Origin of the sequence: Luteibacter rhizovicinus (genome assembly GCF_004342265.1) — a bacterium.
Lineage (GTDB): Bacteria > Pseudomonadota > Gammaproteobacteria > Xanthomonadales > Rhodanobacteraceae > Luteibacter > Luteibacter rhizovicinus_B.
Genome location: NZ_SMCS01000011.1, coordinates 56,359 through 82,503 on the forward strand (window position 1 = coordinate 56,359; position 26,145 = coordinate 82,503).

The following is a 26,145-nucleotide window of genomic DNA, read 5'->3' on the forward strand; positions in this document are numbered from 1 at the left end:
TCAGCGAGGTTTAGCGCAGGTCTTTCAGCGCCCCGACTGCCACTTTCAGTACCGGATACGCCCCAACCCCCTGCGCCGAATACCACGGCGAACGCTGGAAGAAGAACATCAACCGTGCCGAAGCGCTTGCGGCGAACGCGGGATCGTTCTTCACGCGTTCGTCGAACTCGCGCCGCAGGCCCGGGTCCTTCGCCAGCATGTCGCGTGCGAGTGCTTCCACCACGCGCGGTTCGCCATATTCCTTCGGCTCGAACACCGCGTTGAAATAGCCCCAGCGCAGCAGCGAATCGGGCGCCTGCGGTTCGAGCAGATTGACCGCGACGTTGGCCGCGCGCTGGTCCATCGGCACGACGACGCTGCCGACGGGAACGGTCACGGTGTCATGGACCTCGCGCTGCTTCACGTCGCGCAACATCAGATGCCGCTCGAACGATTTCGATGCCCACACGGGGTCGTCCAGCTGATAACGCGTGACCTCGATCTTCGCCGGCGCGGTCGTGCGCGTATAACGAACGCCGTGCGCATCCAGGCGTTCGATGGCGTCGGTCCACTGCGCGGGAATGACATAAGCACCCGGCACGTTCACCGACTGATCCGGCTCGAGCGCATTCCAGTTCTGGACCGGATAATCCTTCCGGACTTTCGGGTCGTAGCGAACCCAGGTGTCGCCGGAGATATCGCTGTGTTCCTGCGTGAAAGCCACACCCTTGAGTACGAAGGGCGTGGACTCGGGCGACGCTTTATACGTTACGGGCAATCGGGCCTGCTTCACGATCCAGGCATCGGCTTCGCGCGACGCATCGCGCAGGGCGGCCGGTTGCGAGCTGACATAGTCGAGGACGGTTCGCACCACGTCGTACGTGGCGCGAACGCGCACGTCGTACGGTTTCAGCATATGGGTTTCGATCAGCAGGCCCGCGCGGTTCTGGATGGCTGCATAGCCGGTCGAGAAGCGGGGGCCCGAGCCGAAATTCTGGATGCCTTTCGTCATGTCGCGGCCATCCTTGAATTCAAGGTATATCGCGGCGAGGTGTCCGAGCTTTTCGTAGTGCGGCATGACGTAACCGTCATACGCGGCTTTCTGCCATGCCGCGATCGATGGCGGTAGTTTGTGCGCATCTTCCGCGTACCAGGTGAGGTCGTACTGGTAGTCGGCGCCGTCGGTGGTGTGGATATCGACGAGCAGGTCGGGTGTCCACGTGTTCCACAGCTTCAGCCACGCGCGCATTTCGGGGGCGTCGGCTTTGACGTAATCGCGATTGAGGTTGAGGTATTGCGACTGCCCGCGGAAGCCCATGCTTTCCGGGCCATTCTGGTTGATGCGGTGATAGGGGCTGCTGTTCTCGTGGCCGTCGACGCTGAAGACGGGAATGAATACCAGTATCGCGCGATCGAGCAGGTGCGGCAGCTTGCCCGTGACCGCGTAATCGCGCAGCAGCATCAAGCCCGCGTCCTTGCCTTCGATCTCGCCGGGATGGATACCCGCCTGCAGAAGTACGACCGGTTTCCCGGCGGCGCGCGCACGTTCCGGGGTCAGGTCGCCGTTCTCGCCGGCGACCACGATCATCATCGGCCGTCCTTCCGGTGTCGTGCCGAACTGTTCGAGACGAAGACGATCCGGTGCCGCCTGCACCAGGCGATGCAGATAAGCGAGCGTTTCGTCGTAACTGGGTGTCGTGCGGAACGCGGACGCTTCGGCGGGCGTGGTCCAGCTGTCCTTTGCATCGAGAGTCATCGAAGTCACCGCAAGCAGAGAGAGTAGGAAGAGACGGCGCATGGATCGATCCGGTCAGTGGGCGATGCGTGAAGCGGGCAGGGTATCCGGAGCGACGGCACCACCGGAAATGATGAAAGCCATGGCCTGGTCCATCGTCCAGTCCGTTGGCGTGAGTTCGTCCAGCGGCACGATTTCGAGATAACCACCCGTGGGGTTCGGTGTGGTCGGAATAAAAACGGCGGCCATTTCCCGTCCCGTCCCGTCTTCGAGCATGGTCCGGGTGACGAATCCCACCACTTTCATGCCTGCGCGCGGGAATTCGACCAGCACGACACGCTGCACGCCCGAGGGCTTGTTCTGCAGCACGGCCATCAGTTTCTTGGTGCCGCCGTAAATCGTCTGCACCAGCGGGATACGCGCCAGTACGGCGTCGAATCCCGACAGCAGCCGCGCGCCGAGTACGCGGTGGGCCAGGAAGCCGACGAAATAGAGCACGCCCAGGGTCAGGGCCAGCGCAAGGATAAAGACCAGCCACGAAGGGCTGCGCTCGGCGGTGGGGCCCGCGGTTTGCAGGAACAGGCCGACCAGCGGCGCGCCGATCCCGGCCAGCAGGCTGAGGACGAAACTGAAGACCAGCCAGGTCACCCAAAGCGGGAGCACCGTCAGCAGACCGGTGAAGAGATAACGTTTGATGCGCAGCGAGGCCATGATGCCGTCCGGGGAGGGAGCCGGGGACCATTGTAGGGAACGGTGCGATTTTTTTTCACGGTGCCTGGATGGGGGTGGCCCGCTTTACGCGACGGTGACATGCGTCGCGCGAAGCTGTTTTCGACAAGCACGCGGTACCCCTCCGGGTGCATGCTAGGCAGACCCTCAGCCCGTCAAAGGATCGAATGTGAAAACGAAAGTCAAAGATAAGCCAAAGGCCAAAGCGAAAGCCGTGCAGGCGAAAGCGGCACTGAGTCCCGATATCAAGAGCCGTCGCAAGGCCGACCTGCGTACGCCCAGCGGCCTGGGCGCGGATGCTACCCGCGATATCTCCGCCGGGCTCAACGCGTTGCTCGCGGATGTGTTCGCGCTTTATTTCAAGACCAAGAATTTTCATTGGCACATGTCCGGTCCGAACTTCCGCGACCTGCACCTGCTGCTGGACGACCAGTCCGACCAGATCTACGCCATCGTCGACGACGTGGCCGAGCGTGTACGCAAGATCGGTGGCACCACGTTGCGTTCGGTTGGCCATGCCAGCCGCCTGCAGCGCCTGTCCGACAACGATGCGGATTTCGTGACGCCGGGCGACATGCTGGCCGAACTGCGCGAAGACAATATGCGTCTGGCGGCTTTCATGCGCGAAACGCATGGCTTGTGTGACGAATACGGCGATGTAGCCACCGCGAGCCTGCTGGAGAACTGGATCGACGAGGCCGAACGCCGCGTGTGGTTCCTGTTCGAAACGGGCCGTAATTCCTAAGGCTTTTATGTGGGAGCGGGCTTGCGGTCAAGCCCGCTCCTGCAACAGAGGTAAGGCGGCGGTCAGGGCTTGCCGACTGTCAGGAGCGTAAAGCTCCCCGGTACCCAGGTCGGCCTTTTACCGGCGACGCTCGCCGGGTCGCGTGTCGCGGCCGACAGGTATAGCCGGTGAAGTTTCGGATCCAGTGCAAGCGTACGCGCGCCCGGCTGGGTGGGGACTGTGGCTACGGCGGAATAGTGGTCCGGATCGTCCTCGTGCACGACGGAGATATCGCCGCTGCCGCCGTTCGACGTGTAGATGTTGCCTTCGGCGGGATCGAACGCAACGGCATCCGGTCCGTCACCGATCGGCACGCTGGCTACAACGCGTCCGCTGGTCGAATCAACGACTGTCATCATCCGGTTCTCGCATACGGAAAACAGCCGGTGATGCGCTTTGTCGATCGCCAGGCCACTGGGCGATTCGCAATTTCCAAGCGCCCACGTGTGCGACACCGTCCGTTTGGCGATATCGATGTCCACGAGTTGCGCGGTGTCTTCGATGTTCACGTAAAGATGGCCACCCTCCGTTACGGCGAACTCGGGTTTCCCGGGAAGAGCGATGGTGGCGGTGACGCGTCGTTGCTTTGCGTCGATCACGGTGGCGTTGCGGCTCTTGCCGTTCAGGGTGAATACCTGGTGCGTGGCCGGGTCGTAGGCGATGGCGTCGGGATTGTCGCCCGTGCCGGCGATCGTGGCGAGCGTCTTGAGGGTGCGAAGGTCGAACACGGTGACCGAATTGGCTTTGCCGTTGCTGCTGAAGCCCTGTCCGAGATCGTTCGCGACAGCGATGCCGTGCACGCCCGTCGTATCCGGAATGACGCCGGCCTGGGTCTGTCCATCGACATCGACCGCGACGACGCGATCGCCCCGGCTGATGTAAAGGCGTCGCGCGGCGCCATCGAACGCCAGGTAATCCCAGCCGCCTTCGCCGCCGATCTGCATGCGCGACAGCACGGCGTAGCCGGTCGTGGTTCCCGCTGCGGCGGCGGGTAATGGCGCGAGACCCGCCAACAACAGGCAGGCGGGAACGAAATGCTGACGAAGTGTGCGCATGAGCTACCGCCTGAACGTCGTTGAGGAACGACGAGCATGGGATCGGTGCCTTATCTGGCGCTTAGGGAGCCGGCTGGCGCCGCGAAGGCTTCAGGCGTACGTAAAGCTGCTTGCGGACCTTCGCGATCACCTCGCCCGACTTCGTCGTCACGTCCACGTCGAACCAGCGCAGCACCTTCTCGCCGCCCGCCGCCTCCGCGCGCAGTTCGTCCACGGTGGCATGCGAGAGCACGAAGTGCGCGTAAACGTCCTCGCGACCTGGTGCCACGAATTCGATGGCGCCCGCCTTATCCCAGACGAAGTAATCGTTGCCGAGCTGGTGCATGGCCAGCAGCATCCAGAACGGATCGGTCATCGCGAACAGATTGCCGCCGAACTGGCTGCGTACGTAATTGCGATTCCAGGGCCGGAGACGCAGCACGACGCGCAGGTCGCTCCAGTCGTCGGAAATCGACTGGACGCGGATCGCGTTGAAGAAGAAGGGAGGCCACAGATTCAGCAGGCGCCGGAAGGTGTTTGGTTTCAACGGGGTCCCTTTGCTGGCGGTCCGCGCGACATCCGCACGCGGGTTCATGGCCCGGAAGTATAGATGCGCCTACGTCCAAAGCTCTATTGACGCCCATGTAGTGGGCGGAGGAATGTCTGTCGCAACGACGATACAGCGGCGAACGAACCGGGTCTCGTCGACGACTTCGGCCGCGCGGGGAGCTGTCATTGAACCTATTTTCTGCATTGGCCTTCGTGAGTTACACAGCAGGCTTTCTGATCGTGACGAGGTTTGCGGTGCTTTACCTGGGCAGGTCCGAATTCTTGCCCTGGCACAGCAGCGCCACAGGTCGCTCGTGGCGCGATATCGACGAACGCATGCGCACGCTGCTTCTTGCATTGATCCGACTCCTGGGCTGGGCATATCTGGCCGCCGCATTCGCGGGATTCTGTGGGATTTACGTCACGTTCTTCGCTGCGGGCGGGTTACCGTCACTGCTTGTTCTTCAATGTCTGGGCCTGCTCGTGGCCATCCCGCCGCTCATGGTAACTATGCGTATTCGAGCCAGTACAGGGGCTTCCACGCCGGTATGGCCGGTCGCCGCGGTCGTCGCGCTATTCACGATGGGCATTGTGCTGATGCTGGTTTCGACTCTTTGCCGTGCCTGATAGGAGGGCGCAACCGTGAACGAGAATGCGCTGATCTGGAAAGTGATCCGTGGCGAACTAGATGTGCCAAGGGCGGCCGCCGCACTTGGATGGACGTTCGTCGGTTACTTCGATGAAACGAAGGAAGCGCATGTGCTGTTCGCCAATGGCGGGGACTTCACCAACGCCATGGGCTACGTGCAAGGCGGTATCCTTTCGGCGATGCTCGACGACGCGATGGGGCCTGCGCTCTACTTGCAGATAGCACCCGACACGGTTGCGGTAACGATCGAATCGAAGACCAGCTACCTGAGGCCTGCCCGACCCGGAAAGATCGCAGGGGTCGGCAAGGTCGAACACATGACCGCATCGGTCGCTTTTACTTCCGGGGTCCTGCGCGACAGCGAGGACAACGTCATTGCGACGGCCACCGCGACCTTCTTTATCAAGAAAGGCGACGTGGCCGTCGGTCCGGTAATACCAGCGACACAATAAACGTCTCTCAGGCGATGTAGCTGTCGTACCGGAGGGCGGAAGGTTTGACGGCGTTGCCGCACAGCGTGGCAAGCCGGTCGGGGCGGACGATTCTTATCGACTTGCGGTCCACTTCGAGTATTCCGTCCTGCTCCATGCGCGCGAACAGACGGCTCACGGTCTCGATGACCAGTCCGAGATAGCTGGCGATGTCCTGACGCGACATGGTCAGCACCAGCGATTCGGTATCGCGGGAAAGACGTCCGTTTCGTTCGGCGAGGCTACTCAGGAAGATCGCCAGCCGTTCAAGTGCCTGATGCTTGCCCATCATGACCAGGTGGGCCTGGCAGGCGACGATCTCGCTGCTGACGATGCGCACGAACTGATGTTGCAGCGATGGAATGTCCCGGGCGATCCGCTGCAACCGGGCATAGGGCAGCTCGCATACAAGGGTGTGTTCGAGTGCTTCGGCTGTGCACTGGTGGCGCTCGTCCGCAAGCGCGTCGATGCCCGCCAGTTCGCCCGCGAAATGGAATCCCAGAACCTGAACGTCGCCGTCGGCGGCTTCCGCGAAGGTTTTCAGCGAGCCCGCGCGAACGACATACAGTGAATGGAATGCGTCGCCCTGGCGGAACAGCGTCTTGCCGCGTTCGAGGACACGCTTGTCGCGCACGTTGGCGTCGAGGCGAATGAGATCGCTTGCGTCGAGACCGGCGGGAATGCTGCATATATGGGGCGCGCAGGCGCCGCAGCTACAACGTAGCTTTCCCCGCTCGGCTGTCGTGGCGGCTTGCTGCATGGTCTGATCCCGGATGGGAATCGAAATACCTCAGCTATCGGGCTGCAGCCCGACGGTAGCACCGTCGCGGGGACGCGGCGTTAAGGCTTTATTTGCTCTATTTGCAGATCAGTACCGGGACACCGGCTGCCCGGAGCACCTTTCTCGAGCAACTGGGATGGAACGCCGAATAGCTTTCCGCGAGCATGTGCGAGGCCATGACGATCATGCCGCAGCCGTGCTTCGCGCATGCGCGGAGGATCGCGCAGTCCGGCCTTCTGTCCACAACCTGATCCGCGGCGGCCGGTACGCCGGATTCGCTCGCCCGGGAGCATGCCGACGCCAGCATCTGCCTGCCGCGTTTCGCCATCGCGGCAGCGTGGCCGGGCTCGGACCCCTGGATGGTGTCGGCCATCAGTTCCACCGTCGCCAGCGGCGGCAGGACATGGAAGAAGACGACATGCGTGTTCATGACGCTGGCGAGCGACAAGCCCATATCGATAGCGCGCGCCGACGCTTCCGTGCCGTCGGTCGGCACCATGATCGGAGCGGCGGGAAGCATCGAGGTCGGCATGGTGGCGGGTCCGGAAGTCGCCCCTACTTTGGCGCGTTCGCGCCAGCCCCGATTTGACTTCGATCAATAGATTCGCGGCGGTCCGGCGTATACCGGAAGTGAGCAACCGGGGGAGGGGTTTCACGATGTTCCGACATATCCTGATACCCACCGATGGATCCATCGAAGGTGCGCGCGCCGTCAGGATCGCGGTCGATCTGGCCCGTGTCTGTGGCGCTACCGTGCTGGCGATGCACGCGACCGTTCCTTTCCGGGGCGGCCGCATGGCGGCGGCCATGGCGATGGCGGAAGTCGCATACGATTTCGATCTGATCGCGCAGGCCGAGCATTGCGTCGACGCCGTGCGGCGGCTCGCGAGCGAGGCTGGCGTAGTCTGCGAAACACGTATCGCCTACTCGGGGCATCCCGCGCAGGCCATCGTCGAAACCCAGCGCGAATGCGGATGCGACCTGATCGTTATGGGCCGTCGCAGCGGACCGCACATGTTGGGCACGTCGTTGGGCGCCAACGTCGTGCGCGTCCTGCGCGAGTCGTCCGTACCGGTGATGATCTGCCCCTGAGTCCGCGATAACCCGCCGATGGTCGACGAATCGACCGCCGGGGTCCCGTTTGCGCGGGCGCTCAGAAAACCAGCGAAGACATCCGGCGGCGATACTGGCTGACAAGCACGGCGTCGTCGATCGTCGCGAACGCGGCGAGCAGGCGCTTCTTCGCACGGCCATCGTTCCAGTCGCGCTGGCGCTTCAGGATGTCCAGGAACTGGTCGAGACCGGCGGCGGCATCGCCTTCGACCAGCAAACGCACGCCGAGCAGGTCGCGGGCTTCCCAGTCGGCGTCGTTAGTGTCGATGCGTGCCCGCAGTTCGGCCATCGACGGTGCGCCTTCCAGCGAACGGGCCAGTTCGAGCTGGCTGCGCAGGCGGACGGCGCGGGCGTCGGTGGCAAGATTGGCGGGCAGGGCATCGAGTTCCGCCTGGGCGGGTTCGGTCTTGCCGGCGCGCATCAGCGCGAGGGCCAGATCCAGTTTCAGTTCCGCCCGGTCCGGTTCGGCGGCGATGGCCTGCTGGAGCCGGTTGAGCGCGTCCTCGGCGGATTCCTCGACCTCGGGTGCCGCATCTTCGGCGGGCTCGCCGGCCGCCGGCTGCACGTGCCGGGCCAGGAACTCGCGTATCTGACCTTCCGGCATCGCGCCTGCGAAACCGTCCAGCACCTGACCGTCTTTCACGAGAACGACGGTGGGAATGCTGCGTACGCCGAACATGGCGGCAAGTTGCTGCTCGGCTTCGACGTCGACCTTGGCAAGGCGGAAAGCACCGTTGTACTCGGCGGCCAGCTTTTCGAGGATCGGGCCCAGGGTCTTGCACGGCTCGCACCATTCGGCCCACAGGTCGACCAGGACCGGGGTGGTGAGCGAGGCCTTCAGTACCTCGGTTTCGAAATTGGCGACCGTGGCATCGAAGACATGCGGCTGGCTGGGCGGGACGGTGCTCACGGCAACTCCTGAAAGCGGGGAAACGATAGGGCGTATGAATCGGGGCGGCGGGCAGCATATCAAGGCTGGCGTGCCCGGTGCGCCGCGCTTTGGCGGCCGTTCATCGCACGTCGTTTACACCTCATGCGATCATATGCGGTCGGCCGGAATGGCCTGATAGCAGGAATGTATGGAAACGGCTCAGGACCTGATCGTCTGCGAACACTGCGACACCGTCTACCGGCGGGAGGTGCTCACGCGTGGGCAGGTAGCCTGCTGCGTCAAATGCGGCGCCGTGCTCGAGCGGCACCAGTGGATCGGTCTGGACGGACAGTTCGCGTTGATACTCGCGGCGCTGATCGTGTTCGTTATCGCCAATGCCACGCCCATCGTATCGCTGGGTCTCAGCGGCATGAGCAGCGCCACCACGCTCTGGGGCGCGGTGATCGCGATGTGGAACGACGACTCGCAGGTCGTCTCGGTGCTTACCGTGATGACGCTGTTCTTTTTCCCGCTGTCGCAGATACTGATTTTCGGCTGGGTACTCTGGTTCGCCCGCGACGGTCGTCGCGCGCCCGGTTTCGCTCGCGCCATGGTCGCCCTTCACTACGTCAAACCCTGGAGCATGATCGAGGTCTTCATGCTCGGCGTGCTGGTTGCCGTGGTAAAGGCGTCGACCTATTTCGACGTGATTCCGGGCGCGGGTATCTGGTCCTTCGCGGTGCTGACCGTGCTGATCACCATTTTCGCCAGCCACGATCCGCGCGAACTGTGGAACGTGACGCGGGAGACACCGGCATGAGCGCGCTTCCCCGCGCCGACGAGCTGGGTATCGTCGGCTGTCATGTCTGCCGTCAGGTCAGCCAGGCAAGCGACGATCCGCACGCGCGTTGTCCGCGTTGCGGCGCCGGGCTGCACCGGCGCAAGCGCGACAGTCTGGCGCGTACCTGGGCGCTGCTGATCGCGGCGCTGCTGCTGTATCTTCCGGCCAATATCTTTCCGATCATGCGGACGCAGAGTCTGTTCACGCGCGACGACAACACGATCCTTAGCGGCGTGGTCGAACTGTGGCGCGCGGGTTCTCCGGACCTGGCCATCATCGTCTTCACGGCAAGCATCGTGGTGCCCGTGCTGAAGTTCCTCGTCATGGGTTATCTGCTGATTTCAGTGCAACGGTCCAGCGAGTGGGGCGCGCGGCAACGCGCGAAACTGTTCCGGTTGGTCGAGGTGGTCGGCTACTGGTCGATGCTGGACGTATTCGTAGTGGCGCTGCTGAGCGCGCTGGTGCATTTCAAGGTGCTGAGCCGCGTGGAACCGCTGCCTGGCGTGATCTTCTTCGGTCTGGTGGTCGTGCTTACCATGCTTTCGGCAATGAGCTTCGATCCCCGGCTGATCTGGGACAACAGGGACTCCGATGACTGACATCAACCAGGGAAGTGGCAACGGAAAGGGTGGGCCAGATCTGCCGCAGCCTGCCGTGCGCCGTTCGAAGCTGGGCTTTTCACTGGTCTGGCTCGTGCCGATCATCGCGGCGCTGGTGGGCATCTCGCTCATCGTCAACCACTGGCTTTCCGCCGGTCCGCGCATCACGGTCAGCTTCCAGACCGCCGAAGGCCTCGAGGCCGGCAAGACCCAGGTGAAATACAAGAACGTGGTGATCGGCAAGGTCACGACGATCCGGCTTGCGCACGATCGCAGCCACGTGTCCACGATCATCGATCTGGAAAAGGATGCCCAGAGCTTCGCGACGAAGGGCACGCGCTACTGGGTGGTGCGGCCGCGCGTCGGCGTGGGCGGCATCTCGGGCGTGGATACCCTGTTCTCCGGTGCCTTCATCGGGGTGGATTCCGGCAATTCCGAGGAAAGCGAAAGCGACTTCAGCGGTCTGGAAACGCCACCCGCGGTAACGCATGGCGCGCCCGGCCGTCGCTTCGAGCTGCATGCGTCCGATCTGGGTTCGCTGGATATCGGATCGCCCGTGTACTACCGCCGCATCCAGGTCGGCCGCATCGTGTCGTACCAGCTGGACAAGGATGGCAAGGGCGTTTCATTGCAGTTATTCGTCGATGGCCCGAACGATCGCTTCGTCACGAAGGAAACACGTTTCTGGAATGCCAGCGGCGTGGACGTTTCGCTGGGCGCCGATGGCCTGAAACTCAACACGCAGTCCCTGGCCACCGTGATCGCCGGCGGCGTCGCGTTCCAGGCACCACCCGGTCCGCGCGACGAAACGCCGGCCGACGAAATGGCGGAGTTCACGCTGTTCGGCGACCAGACCACCGCGCTGTTGCCGCCCGATGGCAATCCCCGTTACGTCCGTTTCCGCTTCGAACACTCGTTGCGCGGGTTGACACCCGACGCGCCCGTCGAATTCCTCGGTGTGAAGGTCGGCCGCGTGGTATCGGTCAACCTCGATTACGACGAAAAGAAACAAAGCTTCCCGGTCATCGTCGGTGCGGTGCTTTATCCGCAACGCCTCGGTTCCGCCTTCGACAAGCTCAGCGCGCAGGCTGCCGCACGTGGCGATGCCGACATGTCCCAGGTCATGGGCAAGCTGGTCGAGCATGGCCTGCGTGCGCAGGCGCGCACGGGCAACCTGCTTACGGGACAGCTCTATATCGCGCTGGACTTCAGTCCCAAGGCACCGAAGGTCGCATTCAATCCGAATGGCAAGCCGCTGGAAATTCCGACCCTGGCGGGCGATTTCGACAAACTGCAGGAGCAGCTCGCCTCCATCGCCGACAAGATCAGCAAGGTCCCGTTCAACACCATCGGCCAGAACCTCGACAGCAGCCTGAAGGAACTGAGCGGCACGCTGAAACAGGTGAACGAACAACTGGCGCCGGAAATGAAAGAAACGCTGAAGCAGGCGCAGAAGACCATGGGCACGGCAAACAGCGCGCTGTCGGAAGACTCGCCGTTGCAGCAGAACGTCGGTCAGACGATGGAAGAACTCCAGCGCTCCGCGCGCTCGTTGCGCGTACTCACCGACTATCTGAGCCGGCATCCGGAGTCGCTGCTCCGCGGTCGTCGTCCCGATGAAAAACCGGCACTGGCACCGGTCGCGCCACCCGCACCACCCGCAGATACACGGCAAGGGAGCAAGCCATGAAGTATTCGATCCGTGCACTGGCATGGCCGACGCTGCTGGCGGTGACGCTGGCGGGCTGTGCGACCACCGCGCCGATGCATTTCCACACGCTGGTGCCGCAGGCAAGCGGCGCGGCGACGGCGAATGCCGCGTCGTTCCTGATCGACGTGCAGCCGGTGGATATTCCTCCGCAGGTCGACCAACCGCAGCTGATATTGCGGCAGGGCGCGAGCGATGTTGTGATGCTCGACGGCGAGCGCTGGGCATCGCCGCTCGCCGACGAAGTGCGTGGGGCGCTTTCCGCCGACCTGTCTTCGATGCTTGGAACGCATGACGTGAATGGGCTGCCGCGCGGAGCCGGTCAGTCCATCGTCCGGATCAAGCTGGACGTGCGCCGGTTTGACTCGGAGCTGGGCGGTCAGGCGACGTTGGAAGCGGCGTGGACGGTGCGTGGGAAGACTTCCGCTGCGTGCGCGTCCCGGGTATCCGAGCCGGCCGGGTCGTCGTATTCCGATCTGGTGCAAGCGCATCAGCGTGCGTTGGCGCAGGTAGCCGGGCAGATTGCGCAGGTTGCGCGAGCTGTTGGGTCTGGGCAGGACGGGCGTTGTCCCTGATTTAAGCGGTTGGGCTTTGCGCTGTGTTGCTAGAAGAGCATCGCAATTCGGGGCGTCGTCGCATGGAACCAGCCGGCCCCCTCGCCGTGCCCACGTCGGGCGGTCGCTGCGCGACGCGGGTGGACTGGCGGGGCTTCGTGAGCGGGCTTCCTGCCCGCGCACGAAGGAAGGGGCGTCCTGCCCCTTCCCCCCTTCGGGGGCCTTATCCGCCAGTCCACCCTCGCCCTCCTACCGGGCCCGGCGAGGGGGCCGGCTGGTTCCGCCGAGCGGTGAGGCAATGGGTGTGACGAGCAAAGCGAACCGCTGACGGCCCCTCAGTTCCCCTCACCCCTCACCGTCATTCCGGCGCACGCCGGAATCCGCGGCGAGGTGGTCGGTTGTCGCGACGGCGATGGACGCTTTCAAGCGAAAACCTCAGCGTTGGATCTTGCCCCACGTGGTCGCTGCGGACCCCGGCGTACGCCGGGGTGGCGGTGAGGAAGACGACGTCGTGAGGTGGTCGTCGGCATCACGCACAGCCGGCTCATAACCCCAGGATTTTCCCACCGATCGAAAGGAAGCCGGGGCCACCCATGTCGCGGCCGGTAGGAGGGCGAGGGTGGCCGGGCGGACAAGGCCCCGCAGGGGGAAGGGGCAGGACGCCCCTTCCTTCGTGTGCGGGCAGGAAGCCCGCTCACGAAGCCCCGCCCGGCCACCCGGGTCGCGCAGCGACCGCCCGACGTGGCCGCGACATGGGTGGCCCCGGCTTCCTCTGCCTCACCACCTACGTTGCGACGCTTTACCTCACCAACATAAGCGACAAGCTCCATAAAGACCGCGCTCGAGAGCGCTCCTACAGGAAAGCGACGTATCGCGAGGCACAGCAACCGCGAGCGAATACGGCGTTGCTCTTGGCCCGGCACCCCCCCGTGCGATAGTCTGCCGCGCTTGACCGCCGCTTCCCGTTTCAATGGGAATACCCCGCGGCATCGCAGCTACCGGTACGGATAATCATGCAGGACACCCACGATCAGGGCTCGCGCGAGCAGGGCGGATACGTCCCCTCGGCAGTCGAAACCGCCGCCCAGCGCTATTGGAATGAAACGCGTGCCTTCGAAGTGCGCGAGGACGAGACCCGGCCGAAGTTTTATTGTCTGTCCATGCTTCCGTATCCGTCGGGTGCGCTGCACATGGGGCATGTGCGCAACTACACCATCGGCGACGTGATCAGCCGCTTCCAGCGGATGCAGGGTAAGAACGTGTTGCAGCCCATGGGCTGGGATGCTTTCGGCCTGCCTGCCGAAAATGCGGCGATCAAGAACAACACCGCGCCGGCGAAGTGGACCTATAAGAATATCGATCACATGCGCGAGCAGCTGAAGCGCATGGGTTTTGCGTATGACTGGACGCGCGAGATCACGACCTGCCGCCCGGAGTATTACCGCTGGGAACAGCAGATGTTTACGCGGCTGATGAAGAAGGGCCTCGTTTACCGCAAGAACAGCGTCGTGAACTGGGATCCGGTGGATCAGACGGTGCTGGCCAACGAGCAGGTGATCGACGGGCGCGGCTGGCGCTCGGGCGCCGAGGTCGAGAAGCGCGAGATTCCACAGTGGTTCCTGAAGATCACCGCGTATGCGCAGGAGTTGCTGGACGGTCTGGACACGCTGCCGGGCTGGCCGGATGCCGTGAAGACGATGCAGCGCAACTGGCTGGGTCGTTCCGAAGGTCTGGAAATCCATTTCGACGTGGACGGCGAAGCCGAGCCGCTGACCGTTTTCACCACGCGTCCGGATACGCTGTTTGGCGTGTCTTATGTCGCAGTGGCAGCCGAGCATCCCATCGCGACGAAGGCCGCGGCGAACAATCCGGATCTGGCCGCATTCATCGAAAGCTGCCGTACGGGCGGTATTTCGGAAGCCGAGCTGGAGACGCAGGAAAAGCGCGGCTATTACACCGGCGTGGAAGCGACGCACCCGATCACTGGCGAGAAGCTGCCGGTCTGGGTCGCGAACTTCGTGCTGATGGGTTACGGCACTGGCGCGGTCATGGCCGTGCCCGGCCATGACGAGCGCGACTGGGAATTCGCGAAGAAGTATTCGTTGCCGATCAAGATGGTCGTGGTCGATCGCACGGTGGTGGATGCCATCGCCGAACTGCGTCGCGACCTGGCTGCGGGCGACGGCGCCGATCCGGTGCAGCTGGCGCTTGCCGGCGGCAGCACCGACGCCTATCAGGCCAATGCCGCCGTCGAAGTCGTGAAGGCGTTCGAGGCGGGGGTGCAGGATAACGGCGCGTGGACCGAGCACGGGTACCTGTTCAATTCCGGCGAGTTCGACGGCCTGGATTTCCGTGCCGCGTTCGACGCCATCGCCGGCAAGCTCGCTTCGCTGGGGCGTGGCGAGCGTCGTGTGAACTGGCGTATCCGCGACTGGGGCGTCAGCCGCCAGCGCTACTGGGGTTGTCCGATCCCCGTCATTTATTGCCCGACCTGCGGGGCGGTGCCGGTTCCCGAGGACCAGTTGCCCGTCGTGTTGCCGGAGGACGTGGCGTTCTCCGGCGTCCAGTCGCCGATCAAGGCCGATCCGGAATGGCGCAAGACCACCTGCCCGACCTGCGGCGGCGCGGCCGAGCGTGAAACCGATACGTTCGATACCTTCATGGAATCGAGCTGGTACTACGCGCGTTACACCAGTCCGGGTGCCGAAGCGCAGGTCGATGGCCGCGCCAATTACTGGCTGCCGGTCGACCAGTACATTGGCGGCATCGAACACGCGATCCTGCATTTGCTGTATTTCCGTTTCTATCACAAGCTGCTGCGCGACGAAGGCCTGGTGGCCAGCGACGAGCCGGCAACGAACCTGCTGTGTCAGGGCATGGTGATCGCCGATACCTACTTCCGTAAGGAAGCGGATGGCTCGTCCACCTGGTTCAATCCGGCCGATGTCGACGTGCAGCGCGACGAGCGCGCACGCATCGTCGGTGCGGTGCTTCGCGAGGACGGCAAGCCGGTCGAGATCGGTGGCGTCGAGAAGATGTCCAAGTCGAAGAATAACGGCGTGGATCCGCAGTCGATGATCGAGAAGTACGGTGCCGACACGGTGCGTCTGTTCTCGATGTTCGCCGCACCACCGGATCAGTCGCTGGAATGGAACGAAGCCGGTGTCGAGGGCATGGCGCGCTTTCTGAAGCGGCTGTGGCGCGATGTCTCGACACACGTCGAAGTCGGTGCATCGGTGGCGGTCGAGCCCGCGTCTCTGGACGCGGGGCAGAAGACGCTGCGTCGCCAGTTGCATGAAACCATCCAGAAGGTCACCGACGATATCGGTCGCCGTCAGTCCTTCAACACGGCGATTGCCGCGCTGATGGAGCTCCTGAACGCGCTCGCCAAATTCGACGACGCGAGTCCGCAGGGCCGCGCCGTGCGTCAGGAAGCGTTGACCGCCATCGTCATGCTGATCAATCCGTTCACGCCGCACGTGTCGCATGCGTTGTGGCAATTGCTGGGCCACGGCGAGAGCCTGGTCGAGGACTGCGGCTGGCCCGCGGTCGACCCGGCCGCGCTGGTTCGCGACTCGCTGACGCTGGCCGTGCAGGTCAATGGCAAACTTCGCGGTACCATCGAGGTACCGGCCTCGGCTTCGAAGGAAGAAGCGGAAGCCATGGCGCGGGCCGAGCCGAACGTGGCCCGCCTGCTGGAAGGCCAGACCGTGCGCAAGGTGATCGTCGTGCCCGGCAAGATCGTCAACATCGTCGCAGGATAACTATGAGCCCGACCTTCTTCCGTCCGATCCGCTCCCTGCTCCTGCTCGGCGCCGTTGCATTGCTGGCCGCCTGCGGGTTCCATCTGCGGCAGACCGCGGCGTTACCCGCCGGTATGGAACGCGTCCGCCTGACCGTGTCTGGCGGCGGCGCGCTCGAGCGGGACCTGCGCCGTGCGCTGGAAAACTCCAATGCCAAGCTGGTCGACAAACCTGGCGTCGACGTCGCCGAACTGGTGGTTTCGTCCAACTCGTTCCGTACCGACACGCTGACGGTCAGCGGCACGGCGCGCGTGACCGAATACGCGGTGCGCTACCACGTGGAGTTCGGTGCGAAGGCCGGCGACGGCACCCAACTGGTCAGCCAGCAGAGTGTCGATATGTCCCGCGAATTCAGCTACGACGCCACGAACACCATCGGTTCGACCACGCAGACCGAAGAGCTGCAGCGCAGTCTCGTCGGCGACATGGTCCAGGCCATTCTGTTTCGTCTGCAGGCCGCTGGCGCGCATCCGGGCGCGGTGGTGACGCCGCCGCCGCCCGCCGCGGCTCCGGCGCACTGACGACGGCGATGAACGGAACGCGACATGCCGCTTAACGCCGGCCAGTGGCACAAGCACCTGACCGGTGACCGGCTTGCGCCGGTCTACCTGCTGGTCGGTGAGGAGCTCCTCGTGCTCGAGGCCGCCGACGCCTTGCGTGCCCAGGCGCGCAAGCTCGGATACAGCGAGCGCGAAGTCATGGATGCCGATGCGCGCTTCGACTGGGACGACCTGGCCCGTTCGGCAGCGGGGATGTCCCTGTTCGCTACGCAGCGCGTCCTCGATCTTCGCCTTGCGGGCGGTCGCGCCGGCAAGGAGGGCAGTGCCGCCATTTCCGAGTTCTGCGCCGCGCCGCCGCCGGATACCACGCTGCTTATTACCGCGATGGAGTGGAGCACCAAGCACGAAGCCGTCTGGACGAAAAACGTCGATCAGGCCGGTATCCAGGTCGTATTCAATGCGCCCAAGCCGCATGAGTGGACACAGTGGGTCGGTGCGCGACTGGCTTCCCGTGGCCTGAAGGCCAGCCCGGAGGCGGTGGCGATGCTGGCCGAGCGTGTCGAGGGCAATCTGCTCGCGGCCGCGCAGGAAATCGACAAGCTCGTCGTGTTGGTCGGAAACGACCGTATCGACGTGGATGCGCTGGAAAGTCTGGTTGTCGACAGCGCGCGTTTCGATGCATTCAAACTGACGGATGCCGCTTTTGCCGGCGACGGTGGGCGCGCATTGCGCATCCTGGCCGGTTTGCGGGCGGAGGGCGACGAACTGATCGCCCTGATGGGCTGGCTGGTGAACCAGCTGCAACTGGCCTTGCGGCTGGCCAACGCACGCGATTTCGCCGCGCAGGCGCGGTTGGAGCGGCTCTGGCCCGCGCGCGAACAACTATTCCGTAAGGCATTGCGCCGTGCTCCCCGCGATCACTGGATGGCTTGTCTGGCCCGTGCCGCGCGGATCGATCGCATGGCGAAGGGGCGCGAGGCGGGCAATGCCTGGCTGGAAGCGGAGCGTTTGATCGCCCTGATCGCCGAACCGCGCGCCGCGGCTGCCTTCGCATGACCGAACGACCGCTCGCCATCCTGGGCGGCACGTTCGACCCGGTTCATCACGGCCATCTGCGCGCTGCCTGGGAGGCCGCCGAGCAACTGGACGCCGAAGTCCGTCTGGTGCCCGCCCACGTTCCCCCGCATCGCCCGCCGCCCATCGCCACCGCCGCGCATCGCGTGGCCTTGTTGCGCGCCGCACTGGCCGGGCAGGACAGGCTGGGGCTGGATACCCGCGAACTCGACCGGCAAGGGCCGTCGTATACGGTCGATACGCTGGCCGCGCTCCGCGAGGAAATCGGTCCGTCCCGGCCGCTGGTGCTGCTGGTGGGAACCGACGCGTTCGCCCATCTTCCTTCGTGGAACCGCTGGCGCGAATTGTTCGAGCTGGCCCATATCGGTGTGCTGACGCGGCCGGGCTCGGCTCCCACGCTGCACTGGGACCTGGCGACCGAGGTCGCGAAACGCCGCGCCTGTACGGTTCAGGGGCCGGCTGGCGATGTGATCGATATCGCCATTACCCCTCTCGACATTGCCGCTACGGCGATCCGCGATGCGTTCGCGGCGGGGAAAGAGCCGCGGTATTTGCTGCCCGGGGTGTTTTTCGAGGAGGAGGGCCTGTTGGCGCCTTACCGCAAGGCCACCGGCCCCTGAATCCCTCCCGTGGGAGTGCGCAGCCGCGCTCCCGAAGAACGCAGGCTTCGGCCGGTGTGTAGTGGCCTTGACCTTACCCGGGGCGGCGGGCGCTATACTCCCCCTACCGCGGCAACCTGCCGCTGCCTAAGGGTTTTACCACTTGAGTTCCACGTCACAACGTAAGGCGAAGTCCGCAGCCCTCAATGAGCTTCTGCGCAAGCGCGTCATCGATGCCCTTGAGGAACTGAAAGCAAAGGACGTCCGGGAAATCGACGTTCGCGGCAAAACCTCCATCGCCGATATCCTCTTCATTGCTTCGGGCACGTCCGCCCGGCACGTGAAGTCCATCGCCGATGAAGTCATCAAGTTCGCCAAGGAAGCCGGCGTCATGCCGATCGGCGTGGAAGGGCAGACCGAAGCCGAGTGGGTGCTGGTCGACCTGGGCGACATCATCGTCCACGTGATGATGCCGCGTATCCGCGAGTTCTACGGCCTCGAGCGCCTGTGGACCGTCGGCGACGACGGTTACGAAGCCGCCAACGCCACTGTCTGATCCATGCGCGCGCGCCTGATCGCCGTGGGCGAGCGCATGCCCGCCTGGGTCGCGGAAGGCTTCGCCGAGTACCGCAAGCGGCTTTCGCATGAACTGCCGCTCGAACTCACGGAGATCAAGCCCGGCACGCGCGGCAAGGGTCGCGACGACGCACGGGCGACGCTCGACGAAGGCGCCGCTATCCTGGCGACGCTTCCCCGCGATATCCATGTCGTCGCGCTCGACGGGCGCGGCCGTACCTGGTCGAGCGAGGACCTGGCACGCCAGTTGGAACAATGGCGCATGTCCGGTCGCGATATCGCCTTTCTCATTGGCGGCCCCGACGGACACGCGCCCGACGTCCTGGCGCGCGCCGATCAGAGCTGGTCGCTGGGACCGTTGACGCTGCCGCACATGCTGGTCCGCCTCGTGCTGGCCGAGCAGCTCTACCGCGCCACGACGCTGCTGGCCGGTCATCCCTATCACCGCGCCTGAAGGTTCCGACATGTTCTATCTTGCCTCGCAGTCGCCGCGTCGCCGCCAACTGCTGGAGCAGATCGGCATCGATCACCGGACGCTGGATGTCGACGTCGAGGAAGTCCGGGCAGCCGGCGAGTCGCCCGACGACTACGTTTCGCGCGTAGCCCGGGACAAAGCCCGGGCCGGCTTTGCCCTCGTTCGGAACGAGGCCGGCGCCATCGTGCTGGGCGCCGATACCGAAGTCGTGCTGGACGACGAAGTGTTCGGCAAGCCGGCCGTGGAAGCGGACGCCATCGCGATGCTCCGGCGCCTGTCCGGCCGGGAGCACCGCGTGCTGTCGGTGGTGTGGGCCGTTGCGGGCTCGGGTGAGACGACCACGCGCTCGATATCGCTCGTGCGCTTCGCTCCGCTGACCGATGACGCCATCGCTGCCTATGTCGCCACGGGCGAATGCTTTGGTAAGGCTGGCGCCTACGCGATCCAGGGCAGGGCGGCTGCGTTCATTGAAAATCTGACTGGCAGCTATTCGGGCGTCATGGGTCTGCCGCTGTTCGAAACGGCCCGCCTCCTGGCAGATCGTTAAAGTCATGCTGCACGTCATTTCGGCGAAGTTCGCCGATGTTGAGTCCGAAAGGAACCCCGGGGCCGCCATTCGGTCCAACCGTTCGTTCCCCACTTTTCACCACCGTCGACAGGTCGGCGAGCCACGGGCTATAAAGTCCTACATTGCAGGGGAAGGATACCGGTGAGCGAGGAAATTCTGATCAATGTCACGCCGCGTGAGACGCGTGTGGCCGTCGTCGAAAATGGCATGCTTCAGGAAGTCCATGTTGAGCGCGCTTCAAAGCGCGGCTATGTGGGCAACGTCTACAAAGGTCGTGTGCAGCGGGTCATGCCGGGCATGCAGGCCGTCTTCGTCGAGATAGGGTTGGAGCGCGCGGCGTTCCTGCATGCCTCGGACATCGTGCGCGCACCGCTACCGCCAACGGCGGAGCATCCGGAAGGCAGTGCGCCCTCCGGCCCCGTTCCTTCCATCAGCGAGCTGGTGCATGAAGGTCAGGAAATCGTCGTCCAGGTCGTGAAGGACCCGATCGGCAGCAAGGGGGCGCGCCTCTCCAGCCATCTTTCCATTCCGTCGCGCTATCTGGTGCTGCTGCCGCATTCGCGCACGCTGGGTGTGTCCGTGCGCATCGAGGAGGAGACCGAACGCCAGCGGCTGAAGGACATCATCACGCCGTTGATCGGCGAGAACCCGCTGGGTTACATCGTGCGCACCAACGCCGAAGGCCAGTCGGAGGAATCGCTTGCGTTCGACGTGACTTACCTCGGCAAGGTCTGGCGCGTGGTGCAGGAGAACATCGTCAAGGCGAAAGTCGGCGAACGCGTGTACGAGGAACTGTCGCTGCCATTGCGTTCGTTGCGCGACTCGCTGAACGACGGCATCGAGAAAGTGCGGGTCGATTCACGGGAAACCTACGAGAAAGTCGTCAAATTCGTGCATAAGTTCATGCCGGTGCTTTCCGACCGTATCGAACATTACGCAGGCGAGCGTCCGATCTTCGATCTCTACGGTGTAGAGGACGAAATTCAGCGCGCGCTGCGCAAGGAGGTGCCGCTGAAGTCGGGCGGCTATCTGATCGTCGACCAGACCGAAGCGATGACGACCATCGACGTCAACACCGGCGGTTACCTCGGTAGCCGCAATCTGGAAGAAACCGTCTACCGGACCAACCTGGAGGCGGCTCAGTCGGCCGCGCGGCAGCTTCGTCTGCGCAACCTCGGCGGCATCATCATCATCGACTTCATCGACATGATCGACGACGAGCACAAGCGCCAGGTACTGCGCATGCTGGAGAAAGGGCTGGTAAAAGACCACGCCAAGACAACCGTTTATCCGATGTCCGCGTTAGGACTGGTCGAGATGACCCGTAAACGCACGACCGAAAGTCTCGAACGGCAGTTGTGCGAGCCCTGTCCGGCCTGCAGCGGCCGGGGCACGCTGAAGACGGCGGAAACCGTCATCTATGAGATTTTTCGCGAGATTACGCGGGCCGTCCGGCAGTTCAATGCACAGAAGCTGCTCGTCATGGCCAGCCCCAAAGTCGTCGGACGCATTCTGGAAGAGGAATCGACGGCAGTGGCCGAGCTTGAAGAATTCATTGCCAAAAGCATCCGTTTCCAGGCGGAAGAGCATTACTCGCAGGAACAATTCGATGTCGTTCTACTCTGATACCGGCGGCTCGCGCCACCGGAACGCGACCCGGTGACGCCTGTCTGGCGCCATCGCCTGCGACGCCTGCGCTTCTTCCTCATCGGTCTGGTGGCGAGCGTGTTGGTCGCGCTCGGGCTGGTCATGGCGCTCGGCCAGTTGCTGTTACCGCTGGCCGCGCGTTATCCCGACCGCATCGCGGCGCTGCTTAGCGAGAAACTGCAACGTCCGGTGACTTTCGCGTCGCTGGAGGGTTTCTGGCGGCCGTCTGGCCCGTTGTTCGTCATGCGCGACGTCACGGTGGCACCGACCGAGGGCGGCGAGCCGCTGCATTTGCCGCGCGCTGAGATGAAGCTCGATTTCGGCGGCCTGATCCTGCCGTCGCGGCACCTGCTCAATCTGCGGCTGAGCGATCTGCGTCTGGCCCTCCGTCGCGATGTCGACGGACGCTGGAGCATCGAAGGCTTCGGCGCGGGCGGCGGCACGCAAAAAGTATCGCTGGGGAATCTCTCGGCGGATCTGTGGCTGAACAATCTGCGCCTGGATATCACCGACGGTCGCGACGGCAAGGTTTACGAACTGATCGCCGACCAGCTTCGCGTGAGCAAGCAGGGTCACGCCATTCGCCTCGGCGCGATACTCAGACGCAACAATGTCTCCGGCGTGTTGCGCGCATCGGGCGCGTTCGCCGAGGATGGCTCCAGCGGACGGGTGTACTTCAGCGGCAAGGACATCGACTTCGCCGCGCTGACTGGCGACGTCGTCGTGAACGATTATGCGCTGGCCGGCGGCCGCGGCAGTTTCGAACTGTGGCTGGACTGGCGCGATGCGCACGTGGTGCGCAACGTGACGCGCATCGATATGGATCAGTTCGCTATCCGCGGTCCCGCACGCACGGTGGCTGTCGCGGGTCTGCACGGGCTGATCGATTTCCATCGCACGGCGGATGGTCAGCGTATCGACTGGGCCGGCAACGACGGCAGCGATCTTGCCGTGTCGCTGAACACGCATGCCGACAATTCGGAGGGAACACTGGTGGCCCGGTCGCTCGACCTTACGCCGCTGCTGCCCTGGGCCGGCGTCCTGCCGCAGATATCGCCCGCACTGGCCCGCTGGCTGGGCGAGGGCAAACCGCGTGGCCGTCTGGACGATGTGCGTGCCGAATGGGATTCGCAGGATGGCGTGCGAATTGCCCAGGCAAAGTTCTCCGGCCTCGGTATCGACATGGTCGGCAAGCTCCCCGGCATTTCGCATCTGGACGGCGAGATAGTCGGCGATCGCGAGGCGCTGACCCTGCACCTGCCCACGCAGGCGACGACACTCGATTTCTCCGACGTGTTCCGCAAGTCGTTCGCAATGTCGTCGCTGGGTGGCGATATCGCGGCATGGCAGGACGACGATGGCTGGCATATCGGCGTCGATCCGCTGGATTTTCGCGGTGACGGCTTCGGCGGGCAGGCGCGTGGCGAGATCACGTTGTTGGCCAACGATGGCGGCCCGTTCCTCGACATGTATGTCGCGCTCGGCCGTGGCGACGTACCGTCGGCCAAACTTTTCTGGCCCATACATTCGATGTCCGAGGGCACAATGCACTGGCTCGACCGGGGACTGGTATCGGGCACCATCGAGAGCGCCGATGCGCTGGTGCGCGGCAACCTGCGCGATTGGCCGTTCCGCAATAACGAAGGCCGCTTCGAAGGGCGCGCGGTCATCGACGACATGGTGCTCGATTACGGCACGGGCTGGCCGAAGGCCGAGGGCGTGACGGCGGCGGCCAGTTTCGTCAACAACGGCATGTTTATCGACGCGTCCGAAGGGCATTCGCTGGGCAATGCCGTCAGTCGCGCCACGGCGGCGATTCCCGATTTCGCCGATGGCGTGCTCGACCTCAACGTGAGCGGCTCGGGCACCGGCGGCAGTTTTCTGGATTTCGTAAAGCAGAGTCCTGTCGGCAGCAACAGCGCGGATGCGATCGGCAAGATGAAGCTCGGCGGCACCGGCGACTTCGGTTTCAGATTGCTGATGCCGTTGAAGGACACAAAGGATTTCACGCTCGACGGCAAGGCGTCGATCAAGGACGCCGATCTCGTCGCCGACGAATGGAAGCTGAAGCTCGACAAGATCACAGGTCCGATGGTGTTCGACGGCAAGGGCCTGAAAGCGGGGCCGTTGAAGACGGCGTTCCGTGGTCAGCCGGCGCAGCTGGACCTGTCGATCGCCGGCGCGACCGCCGATCCGAACAAGATCATTTCGGCATCGCTCACGGGTGCCTTCACGGTCGGCGAGCTGGTTTCCGGTTACGACAATCTCGCGTGGCTGAACGATATCGCCAAGGGCCGCGGTACGTTCGCGGTGGGTTTCGACATTACGCGTGGCGCGCCGAACACGGATGCAACGCAGGCGCTGCGGATCGACTCGGATCTTCGCGGCGTGGAACTGACGATGCCGGTGCCTGTGAAGAAGGCGGCGAACGTCGCTACGCCGCTCAGCGTCCGCGTCGGGCTTCCTGTCGATGGCGCACGTCTGGACCTGGCGCTGGGCGATGTCGTTCGCGGACGTCTCCGGCTGCCGAAAGACAAGGAACCGCTTGCCGCCGCGTTCAACCTCGGCAGCGCCGTGCCTGCCGTGATGCCCGCGAAGGGATATCTCATCGGCGGGCATACGCCGAAACTCGATGTTTCCGGCTGGGTGCAATACGTCGTGGGCGCATCCACGGCGGGTAGCGACAGCCCGGGCCTGACCGGTCTCGACATTCAGGCCGATGCGGGCGAAGTCTTCGGTCAGCACTTCACCAACATGCATCTCACGGCCGCGCCAGGGCCGGAGCAACTTCAGATCCGCGTCGATAGCGACGGTCTCGTCGGCGAGCTTCGCGTACCGAACGAAGACCTCAGGCGTCGCGGCATTACCGCGCGGCTGGATCGTCTGTACTGGGCATCCACCGACGACGATGCGGCTGCGAAAGCCAAGATCGCGGCGGCTTCCGCAGTGGCCCCGGCGCCCCCGGTGGCGAAGACGGCGGATAAATCGCAGGCGGCGCAGAACAGCGTGGCCAGCGTGAATCCGGCCAGCTTGCCGCCGCTGCATCTGCAGATCAGCGATATGCGCCTGGGCAATGCGAAACTCGGCGAGGCGCGGCTGGAAACCTGGCCCACCGACGAGGGCATGCATATCGACCAGTTGCGTGCGCAGTCGAAGAACGTGCAGATCACGGCGGGCGGCGACTGGAACGGCAACGAGACGCGCAGCCAGACCCATCTGAAGATGGACTTCGCCAGCGAGGACGTCGCGCGCATGCTCGATGCGCTGGGATTCGCGGGCATCTTCGAAGGCGGGCGTACCGAAGCGCGACTCGACGCCACATGGCCCGGCGGCCCCTCCGAGCTGGCGTTGGCGAACATGGACGGCACGCTGCGTGTCGACGTGAGCAAGGGACGCATTCTGGAAGTGCAGCCCGGCGTAGGCAGGCTATTCGGCCTGATTTCCGTGACGGACTTGCCGCGACGTCTGTCGCTCGACTTCGGCGATGTCGTGGGCAAGGGTTTCGGTTTCGACTCGATCACCGGCGACTTCCGTTTCGCCGGTGGCAATGCCACGACGAACAATCTCGTCATTCGCGGTCCGGCCGCGGAGATTTCCATCACGGGCCGTACGGGACTGAAAGAGCGCGATTACGATCAGCAGGTCTTTGTCGTTCCCCATCTCGGAAACAGCCTGCCGGTGTTCGGTGCGATCGCCGGTGGTCCCGTGGGTGCCGCTGCGGGTCTCGCCGTGCAGGGCATCCTTGGCCGGGGACTCAACAAGGCGGCGCGCAAGCACTACCACGTGACCGGCACGTGGGATAAACCCGTGTTCACACCTGTGGATAAGGGGCAGTCGGTTCTGGACGCATCGGATCTTTAAGCTTCCCATGCAAACACTGACCTATCTGCAAGGCTATCCCGAACGCCTGCTCACGCAGGTGCGTTCGCTGATCGAGACGAATCAGCTGGGCGACTATCTCGATCGCAGGTATCCGGGGCGCCACGAGGTGCAGAGCGACAAAGCACTGTATGCCTATGTGGCCGAGCGCAAGCAGGCGTATCTGCGTAACGCGCCCAGCATCGACAAAGTGCTGTACGACGCGAAGCTCGACGTAGTGCATCGCACGCTCGGCCTGCATACGGCGGTGTCGCGCATCCACGGTGGACGACTAAAAGCGAAGAAGGAAATCCGTGTCGCGTCGGTGTTCCGCGAAGCGGCACCGGAGTTCCTTGAAATGATCGTCGTGCACGAACTGGCGCATCTGAAGGAGCTGGACCATAACAAAGCCTTCTACCAGCTGTGCGAGCACATGTTGCCGGACTATCACCAGATCGAGCTTGATCTGCGGTTATTCCTGACGTGGCGGTCGCGGCGGGAAGCTTGAGAGCGCAGCCGTTCGCGTTCGGCGAAAACCGACTGTTCGGCTGCGGATTCCGGCGTACGTGTATGGACCCAGGACATAGGTAACAGGTGTGCCAGGACATGGGTTACACCTTGGCCGGGCTTTTTCCCGCCGAGGTGCCGT

General features: G+C 63.9%; 25 protein-coding genes. 18 read left to right on the top strand and 7 right to left on the bottom strand.

Going from position 1 to position 26,145, the window contains the following annotated elements:
* Nucleotides 1-10: 10 nt before the first annotated feature.
* Both EC912_RS18450 and EC912_RS18455 read right to left on the bottom strand, forming a co-directional pair.
* Nucleotides 11-1,777: a M14 family metallopeptidase gene (locus EC912_RS18450; protein WP_132147266.1), complete on the bottom strand. Its 1,767-nt coding sequence runs from the start codon at nucleotides 1,775-1,777 to the stop codon at nucleotides 11-13.
* A 12-nt stretch (nucleotides 1,778-1,789) separates the two neighbouring features.
* Nucleotides 1,790-2,425 carry a DUF502 domain-containing protein gene (locus EC912_RS18455; protein ID WP_132147269.1) on the bottom strand — a complete coding sequence of 212 codons (636 nt, stop codon included), beginning with the start codon at nucleotides 2,423-2,425 and terminating at the stop codon, nucleotides 1,790-1,792.
* A gap of 187 nt (nucleotides 2,426-2,612) precedes the next feature.
* Here EC912_RS18455 and EC912_RS18460 point away from each other — a divergent pair, with 187 nt between their 5' ends.
* Nucleotides 2,613-3,188, top strand: coding sequence for a Dps family protein (locus EC912_RS18460; RefSeq protein ID WP_243649350.1), 576 nt, complete (start codon nucleotides 2,613-2,615; stop codon nucleotides 3,186-3,188).
* A gap of 62 nt (nucleotides 3,189-3,250) precedes the next feature.
* Here EC912_RS18460 and EC912_RS18465 read toward each other — a convergent pair whose 3' ends face one another.
* Together EC912_RS18465 and EC912_RS18470 are read right to left on the bottom strand one after the other, a co-directional pair.
* Nucleotides 3,251-4,282 (bottom strand): YncE family protein, encoded by a 1,032-nt coding sequence (locus EC912_RS18465; protein WP_132147272.1) that lies wholly within the window; start codon nucleotides 4,280-4,282, stop codon nucleotides 3,251-3,253.
* A 61-nt stretch (nucleotides 4,283-4,343) separates the two neighbouring features.
* Entirely contained in the window at nucleotides 4,344-4,808 is a 465-nt protein-coding gene (locus tag EC912_RS18470) for a DUF4442 domain-containing protein (protein WP_132147275.1), read from the bottom strand.
* Between the two features lie 188 nt (nucleotides 4,809-4,996).
* On the opposite strand from EC912_RS18470, the gene EC912_RS18475 reads away from it, so the two are divergent.
* Together EC912_RS18475 and EC912_RS18480 are read left to right on the top strand one after the other, a co-directional pair.
* Nucleotides 4,997-5,437 (top strand): hypothetical protein, encoded by a 441-nt coding sequence (locus EC912_RS18475; protein WP_132147278.1) that lies wholly within the window; start codon nucleotides 4,997-4,999, stop codon nucleotides 5,435-5,437.
* Between the two features lie 15 nt (nucleotides 5,438-5,452).
* Nucleotides 5,453-5,911 (top strand): PaaI family thioesterase, encoded by a 459-nt coding sequence (locus EC912_RS18480; RefSeq protein WP_207906893.1) that lies wholly within the window; start codon nucleotides 5,453-5,455, stop codon nucleotides 5,909-5,911.
* Between the two features lie 7 nt (nucleotides 5,912-5,918).
* Here EC912_RS18480 and EC912_RS18485 read toward each other — a convergent pair whose 3' ends face one another.
* Both EC912_RS18485 and EC912_RS18490 read right to left on the bottom strand, forming a co-directional pair.
* Nucleotides 5,919-6,689 carry a cyclic nucleotide-binding domain-containing protein gene (locus EC912_RS18485; RefSeq protein ID WP_132147281.1) on the bottom strand — a complete coding sequence of 257 codons (771 nt, stop codon included), beginning with the start codon at nucleotides 6,687-6,689 and terminating at the stop codon, nucleotides 5,919-5,921.
* Nucleotides 6,690-6,786: 97 nt separating this feature from the next.
* Nucleotides 6,787-7,242 carry a universal stress protein gene (locus tag EC912_RS18490; RefSeq protein WP_132147284.1) on the bottom strand — a complete coding sequence of 152 codons (456 nt, stop codon included), beginning with the start codon at nucleotides 7,240-7,242 and terminating at the stop codon, nucleotides 6,787-6,789.
* Between the two features lie 125 nt (nucleotides 7,243-7,367).
* Here EC912_RS18490 and EC912_RS18495 point away from each other — a divergent pair, with 125 nt between their 5' ends.
* Nucleotides 7,368-7,802: a universal stress protein gene (locus tag EC912_RS18495; RefSeq protein ID WP_132147287.1), complete on the top strand. Its 435-nt coding sequence runs from the start codon at nucleotides 7,368-7,370 to the stop codon at nucleotides 7,800-7,802.
* A 61-nt stretch (nucleotides 7,803-7,863) separates the two neighbouring features.
* On the opposite strand, the gene trxA is transcribed toward EC912_RS18495, so the two are convergent.
* The gene (gene trxA / locus EC912_RS18500) at nucleotides 7,864-8,733 is read right to left on the bottom strand and encodes a thioredoxin (RefSeq protein ID WP_132147289.1); all 870 of its coding nucleotides are present in this window, start codon (nucleotides 8,731-8,733) and stop codon (nucleotides 7,864-7,866) included.
* Between the two features lie 169 nt (nucleotides 8,734-8,902).
* Between trxA and EC912_RS18505 the strand changes: the two genes are divergently transcribed.
* From EC912_RS18505 to EC912_RS18570, 14 genes are all read left to right on the top strand, one after another.
* Nucleotides 8,903-9,514 (top strand): paraquat-inducible protein A, encoded by a 612-nt coding sequence (locus EC912_RS18505; protein ID WP_132147292.1) that lies wholly within the window; start codon nucleotides 8,903-8,905, stop codon nucleotides 9,512-9,514.
* Nucleotides 9,511-10,134 (top strand): paraquat-inducible protein A, encoded by a 624-nt coding sequence (locus EC912_RS18510; RefSeq protein ID WP_132147295.1) that lies wholly within the window; start codon nucleotides 9,511-9,513, stop codon nucleotides 10,132-10,134. Before EC912_RS18505 ends, EC912_RS18510 begins: the two co-directional genes overlap by 4 nt.
* The gene (locus EC912_RS18515) at nucleotides 10,127-11,824 is read left to right on the top strand and encodes an intermembrane transport protein PqiB (RefSeq protein WP_132147298.1); all 1,698 of its coding nucleotides are present in this window, start codon (nucleotides 10,127-10,129) and stop codon (nucleotides 11,822-11,824) included. Before EC912_RS18510 ends, EC912_RS18515 begins: the two co-directional genes overlap by 8 nt.
* Nucleotides 11,821-12,417, top strand: a complete 597-nt coding sequence (locus tag EC912_RS18520; RefSeq protein WP_132147301.1) for a PqiC family protein — start codon at nucleotides 11,821-11,823, stop codon at nucleotides 12,415-12,417. The genes EC912_RS18515 and EC912_RS18520 overlap by 4 nt, the downstream gene beginning before the upstream one ends.
* A 992-nt stretch (nucleotides 12,418-13,409) precedes the next feature.
* Nucleotides 13,410-16,160 carry a leucine--tRNA ligase gene (gene leuS, locus EC912_RS18525; protein WP_132147304.1) on the top strand — a complete coding sequence of 917 codons (2,751 nt, stop codon included), beginning with the start codon at nucleotides 13,410-13,412 and terminating at the stop codon, nucleotides 16,158-16,160.
* Nucleotides 16,161-16,162: 2 nt separating this feature from the next.
* Nucleotides 16,163-16,720 carry an LPS assembly lipoprotein LptE gene (gene lptE / locus EC912_RS18530; protein WP_132147307.1) on the top strand — a complete coding sequence of 186 codons (558 nt, stop codon included), beginning with the start codon at nucleotides 16,163-16,165 and terminating at the stop codon, nucleotides 16,718-16,720.
* Between the two features lie 24 nt (nucleotides 16,721-16,744).
* Nucleotides 16,745-17,755, top strand: a complete 1,011-nt coding sequence (holA, locus tag EC912_RS18535) for a DNA polymerase III subunit delta (protein ID WP_132147310.1) — start codon at nucleotides 16,745-16,747, stop codon at nucleotides 17,753-17,755.
* Nucleotides 17,752-18,393 carry a nicotinate-nucleotide adenylyltransferase gene (gene nadD, locus EC912_RS18540; RefSeq protein ID WP_132147312.1) on the top strand — a complete coding sequence of 214 codons (642 nt, stop codon included), beginning with the start codon at nucleotides 17,752-17,754 and terminating at the stop codon, nucleotides 18,391-18,393. The genes holA and nadD overlap by 4 nt, the downstream gene beginning before the upstream one ends.
* Nucleotides 18,394-18,586: 193 nt before the next feature.
* Nucleotides 18,587-18,928 carry a ribosome silencing factor gene (gene rsfS / locus EC912_RS18545; protein WP_243649352.1) on the top strand — a complete coding sequence of 114 codons (342 nt, stop codon included), beginning with the start codon at nucleotides 18,587-18,589 and terminating at the stop codon, nucleotides 18,926-18,928.
* Nucleotides 18,929-18,931: 3 nt separating this feature from the next.
* Entirely contained in the window at nucleotides 18,932-19,402 is a 471-nt protein-coding gene (rlmH, locus tag EC912_RS18550) for a 23S rRNA (pseudouridine(1915)-N(3))-methyltransferase RlmH (protein ID WP_132147318.1), read from the top strand.
* Between the two features lie 10 nt (nucleotides 19,403-19,412).
* The gene (locus EC912_RS18555; protein ID WP_132147321.1) at nucleotides 19,413-19,970 is read left to right on the top strand and encodes a Maf family protein; all 558 of its coding nucleotides are present in this window, start codon (nucleotides 19,413-19,415) and stop codon (nucleotides 19,968-19,970) included.
* A 162-nt stretch (nucleotides 19,971-20,132) separates the two neighbouring features.
* A complete protein-coding gene (gene rng, locus EC912_RS18560) occupies nucleotides 20,133-21,617 on the top strand; it encodes a ribonuclease G (protein ID WP_132147324.1) in 1,485 nt (494 codons plus the stop codon).
* A gap of 33 nt (nucleotides 21,618-21,650) precedes the next feature.
* Nucleotides 21,651-25,499: a YhdP family protein gene (locus EC912_RS18565; protein WP_132147327.1), complete on the top strand. Its 3,849-nt coding sequence runs from the start codon at nucleotides 21,651-21,653 to the stop codon at nucleotides 25,497-25,499.
* Nucleotides 25,500-25,506: 7 nt separating this feature from the next.
* Nucleotides 25,507-26,004, top strand: coding sequence for a M48 metallopeptidase family protein (locus EC912_RS18570; protein WP_132147330.1), 498 nt, complete (start codon nucleotides 25,507-25,509; stop codon nucleotides 26,002-26,004).
* The last annotated feature ends 141 nt before the right edge of the window (nucleotides 26,005-26,145 follow it).